This is a genomic window from Methylophaga sp. UBA5088 (genome assembly GCF_002414625.1).
In the GTDB taxonomy this organism is placed as follows: Bacteria; Pseudomonadota; Gammaproteobacteria; order Nitrosococcales; family Methylophagaceae; genus Methylophaga; species Methylophaga marina.
Genome location: NZ_DIAC01000037.1, coordinates 11,702 through 16,821, shown reverse-complemented (window position 1 = coordinate 16,821; position 5,120 = coordinate 11,702). Strand labels below are relative to the sequence as shown.

Annotated in this window: 6 protein-coding genes; all 6 read left to right on the top strand. The window is 44.5% G+C overall.

Annotated features, from left to right (window positions below; genetic code table 11):
* On the top strand, nt 1-240 hold a 240-nt coding region (locus B4K20_RS05260; protein ID WP_289282139.1), incomplete at its 5' end, for an efflux RND transporter permease subunit.
* Between the two features lie 79 nt (nt 241-319).
* Entirely contained in the window at nt 320-1,576 is a 1,257-nt protein-coding gene (locus B4K20_RS05255) for a TolC family protein (RefSeq protein WP_289282138.1), read from the top strand.
* Nucleotides 1,577-1,654: 78 nt separating this feature from the next.
* Nucleotides 1,655-2,365: a thermostable hemolysin gene (locus tag B4K20_RS05250; RefSeq protein ID WP_289282137.1), complete on the top strand. Its 711-nt coding sequence runs from the start codon at nt 1,655-1,657 to the stop codon at nt 2,363-2,365.
* A complete protein-coding gene (locus tag B4K20_RS05245) occupies nt 2,358-3,839 on the top strand; it encodes an AMP-binding protein (protein ID WP_289282136.1) in 1,482 nt (493 codons plus the stop codon). Before B4K20_RS05250 ends, B4K20_RS05245 begins: the two co-directional genes overlap by 8 nt.
* Nucleotides 3,840-4,508 (top strand): TenA family transcriptional regulator, encoded by a 669-nt coding sequence (locus B4K20_RS05240; protein ID WP_289282135.1) that lies wholly within the window; start codon nt 3,840-3,842, stop codon nt 4,506-4,508. It abuts the gene before it with no gap.
* Nucleotides 4,496-5,120, top strand: a 625-nt coding sequence (locus B4K20_RS05235) for an SDR family oxidoreductase (RefSeq protein ID WP_289282134.1), incomplete at its 3' end; no start/stop codon positions are given. The genes B4K20_RS05240 and B4K20_RS05235, both read left to right, overlap by 13 nt.

Sequence of the window (5,120 nt, the reverse complement as noted above, 5' to 3'; positions counted from 1 at the left end):
TCTACACAACGACTTCGCGCGGTATTATTGACTTCACTGACCACCATTGCCGGATTGACACCATTATTATTTGAAACCTCGTTACAGGCACAATTTCTCATTCCAATGGCTGTATCTATGTCATTTGGTTTGATGTTTTCAACAGTATTAGTGTTATTGGTCATACCTGCGATGCTGGCTGTTTATGAGCAGATGGCAGATAAGTTTCTACCGAAGCGAACACAAACAGTGACAATTTGATACTGTATTAAGTCTGACTTAATAATCACGGTGCATGCTGCTTAAATTTGAGCGAACAGCATTGAGTTAAGGATTTTACATGCGACGATATACACCTATTGTGATGGCCGCTTTTATAAGCACTTTCAGCCCGCTCACTTCTTTTGCAAACGATGCAGAATCCGTCAGCAAAGTGCCTTATTCTGCCGGACTGGATCTGGCTTCACTCACTGATAAAGTGTATCAGCGTCTACCCGGCCTGCTAGCTGAAGGTAAGTATCAGCAGCTGCAGCAGGCAAATGACTCATACAGCAATAGCTTATTTGCAGAACCTATCACCGGTAATTTAAGTCTGTTTAGTGATGAAGTTGGTACTGGACGAGGTTCTCAAGAGTGGGAAGGGGGAGTGGACTTACCGCTTTGGTTACCCGGCCAAAAACAACAGCAACAAGCATTGTCAGCAAAAATAGCGGCTGAACTTCCTGCCTATCAGCAAGCATTGAAACTGGAAGCCTCGGGTGAAGTGAGGCAGCAAATCTGGCAAGTAAAATTAGCTGAAGCGCAGTTAGAACAAGCGAAACTGACTTGGGAAACCGCGAAAAAGTTACAAAACGATGTGGAGTCCCGGGTAAAAGCGGGGGATCTTGCTTCAACTGAACGACTACTGGCAGGCAGTAACACGCTGGAAGCACATAGCAAAATGGTCAATGCAGCATCGTTGCTTCAACAACGGTTGAAAATTTATCAACTGATTACCGGTGAAAACACCCTGCCAAAACAGGTCGAAGAAACCGTCATCACCCCTTCCGAAGACGTACAACAACATCCACAGTTGCAGTTACAGGATCAGTTGATAGCCAGATTACAGGCACAAATGGGACTGGCACAATATGACGGTGCAGTAAATCCTAGCCTGTCTGTTGGCGTCAGACGAGAACGGGGTGATAGAGCGGAAGACTATACCAATAGCTTGGGTATCGGGTTTAGCATGGCGTTGGATGATAAGGCATACAGGCAGCCTGCCATCGCTCAAGCCTCAGCCGAACTAGCTGATGCTCAGGTGACACGTCAATCATTATGGCGTGATCTAAAAACACGACAAGTCGCTGCTCATGAAGAATTAAACAGTAGTCGGCAGCAGCTGGATTTGATCACGGAACAAAATAAAACTACCCAGCAGTATTATCAATTACAAAAGCGCGCCTTTGATTTAGGTGAAATTAATTTGATTGATTTATTGCGCAGTCAGGCGTTGGCTAATGATAATGAGAGCAGAAAGCGCCTGTTGGAAGTACAAATAAAGCAACAGATTTCTGAATTAAATCAATCGCATGGGATAATCCTGTCTAATAATTAATAAAGCTTTTTAAGCTTAATTTTTCGTTAAGCTTTCTTTTTTAATCTAGCCTCCATACCACCTCCAAAGGGGAATTTTATGGAAGCTAGATCGTTGGCACAGTCTGTCAATAAAAGCCGCTCTGAACGCGTCGCAGAGCGACAAATTATTCAGCCTGTTTTTCCACTCACACTGGCAAAAGCCAATGAGCCGGGACGAATGGACGCTGAACAATTTATTTATCAGCGCTTTGAAAAACAACACGGTGCAGAGATCAGCCATTTTCTGCCGTTTATCTTGTCTGCCAGGACAGGTGGTTTAGTTTCAGCAGCACTTGGTTTCCAGCCAGCCAGTTATTCATCACATCTTTTTCTTGAATATTATCTTGATAATGATATTCAAACGACGCTCAGTATTCTTACCCAAACAGTCGTTCAACGTGATGCCATTGTAGAAATCGGAAACTTGGCCTCAGGACGACAACGTGCGACTCAGACCTTATTTTTACTTCTTGCTGAGTTGTTCTATCAAGCCGGTTATGAATGGGTTGTGTTTACGGCTAATTCAGCCGTTTCTCAGTGGTTGGCGAAATTAGATATTGAGACTATTGCCATCCGTGTTGCAGACCCAACCAGGTTGCCAGATAAAGGGGCAAGCTGGGGTAGTTATTACGATGATAAGCCTGTTGTGGTGGCCAGTCATATTCGCCAGACCATGGCAAAACTTAACAACAACCCCCTTATGTTGTATTTACGTCAGAGCTACCAACATCAATTAAATGAATTTGTCGCGAGTTTTCGTCATGACTGAGTTAGTCGAACGTTTACGTCGGATTGCGACACAACAGCCGAACGCACTGGCCTTGCAGGACCCATATCATCAGCTGACTTGGCGTCAGATGATAGACGAAGTGGATAGACTAACTGAACTGCTATTACCTTATACACAGAATGTCGTTGCCTTATATGCCGACAACAGTGTCGACTGGGCGTGTATTGATCTGGCCTGTTATGAAGCCGGCGTCATCAGTTTGCCTATTCCAGCCTTTTTTTCGGCAGAACAACAACATCATGCCATCAGTGAAAGTGGCACATTAGCGTTAATCGAATCGAAAGGCACGACATTATTTCAATCACTCAAGCTGTTTGACCAGTTGCATCTGTCGTTAACGGACAATCTGATTTTGTTTCCATTAGCCAAGAAAGGTCATAGTCAAATTCCAGAGAAAACCCAAAAAATTACCTTTACATCGGGTTCTACTGGTCAGCCTAAAGGGGTGTGTATGAGCACAGATAATCAATTAGCTGTGGCTGATGCCATTATCCAACGTACAGAATTACAAGCTATCAAACACCTGTGTGTATTACCGCTGACCACCTTATTGGAAAACCTAGCCGGCATTTACGCACCTTTGCTAAGCAGAGGATCGGTCACCTTATTACCAGCAGCCGAGCTTGGCTTTAATGGTGGACGAGGTTTTGATGTTCAGCAATTTTTACAAACGCTGAGCAAACATCAGCCAGAAAGTGTGGTGTTATTACCCGAATTATTACTGACTCTGGTGTCAGCCACTGAAACAGGCTGGCCAGTACCTGATAGTTTGAAATTTATTGCCGTGGGTGGCAGCCGTGTATCTGCAGACTTGTTACGGAAAGCTGGTGATTTAGGCTTACCGGTTTTTGAGGGTTATGGCTTATCTGAATGTAGCTCGGTGGTCAGTCTGAATAGCCCAAATTATCGGCAAATAGGCAGTGTCGGTCAGTGTCTTGACCATGTAAAAGTCAGTATTGAGTCCGGTGAAATCATTGTTAAAGGTAACTGCTTTTTAGGCTATATCAATCATCCTGATAGTTGGTATCCGCAGCAGATAAATACCGGCGATTTAGGTTTTATAGATGACAACCATTATTTGCATATTAACGGGCGCCGTAAAAATCTATTAATCAGTAGCTTTGGCAGAAATATCAATCCGGAGTGGGTGGAAAGCGAGTTATTGGCAAATCCTATTCTGGCCTATTGCACGGTGATTGGAGATGCAAAATCACATTGCAGTGTCTTAGTTCAGCCTCGTTTTGACACTACCACCGATGCGATGATTGACCAATGGATAGCCCTGGTCAACAAACGCCTACCGGATTACGCGCAACTAGCAGACTGGCAGCGCTTTGAATGGCCACTCAGTGTGGAAAACGGCACGTTGACGGCAAATGGTCGTCCCGTCAGAACACAAATTCTAGACAGCTACTCTCACCAAATAAATGCTTTATACAAGGAGCAGGCATAAATGCTTTTTTTCGATAGATTACAAACAGAAACAGCGGCAGCACGTGAGCAATTATTCAGTGCACCGATCATTGCCAAAGCGATGACAGGCGATATCACTACCGAGCTTTATATTAACTTTCTGACACAAGCCTATCATCACGTTAAACATACCGTGCCACTTTTGATGAGTGTTGGTGGTGTCTTACCTGAACAAAAAGAATGGTTACGTAATGCGGTGGCTGAATATATTGAAGAAGAATTAGGCCATCAGGAGTGGATACTGAACGATATCGCCGCCTGTGGTGCTGATAAAGAAGCGGTCAGACACAGTCAACCAAATCTGCAGACAGAAATGATGGTCGCCTATGCTTATGACATGGTACATCGCATCAATCCACTAGGTTTTTTTGGCATGGTACATGTCTTGGAAGGCACTAGTATCACCACAGCGGATAAAGCCGCAGAAAGTATTCAAAATGCACTAGGTTTACCGACTAAAGCCTTTAGTTATCTGCGATCACATGGGGCGCTGGATCAGGATCATGTCAAATTCTTCGAAGGGCTGATGAATCAAATCACCGATCCCGCCGAACAAGATCTCATTATTCACAGTGCCAAACGCTTTTATTATCTCTACGGCAATATCTTCCGTAGCCTGACTGAAGAGAAGATGCCATGCACAGTCTGAGAGATGTCACCATTCTGATTACCGGTGCAGCCGGTGGTATCGGGCAAAAGTTAGCTAAGGCATTACACGATCAGGGGGCTAAGCTGATATTGACGGATATCAATGCAGACAAACTAACTGAACTGAAAGCCAGCTTAGGCGAAAAGCATGACGACTTTGTCGCTGACGTTAGTGAGACAACGCAGCGCCAGTCACTGGTGGATTATTGTGAAAACCTGCCTTATCCGCTGCAAATGATCATTAATCTGGCGGGTATCAACCGTTTTGCTGCCATCACCGATCATTCAGATAACGATATTGAACGGATGTTAACAATTAATCTGAGTTCACAGATTGCACTGACACGCGATTTCATTCCTTTACTGGAAAAAAATGCACCATCAACCATCGTCAATGTTGGCTCTATTCTGGGAAGTATCGGCATGCCCGGTTATAGCGTCTATTGTGCTACCAAGTTTGGCTTGCGGGGTTTTAGTGAAGCCCTTCATCGTGAACTGGCTGGCAGCGGAGTGGATGTGCGTTACTTTGCACCTCGCGCCACAAAAACAGCGCTTAATAACGACAATGTCAATGAACTGAACAAAGCATTAGGCAGTGCGATGGACAGCCCTG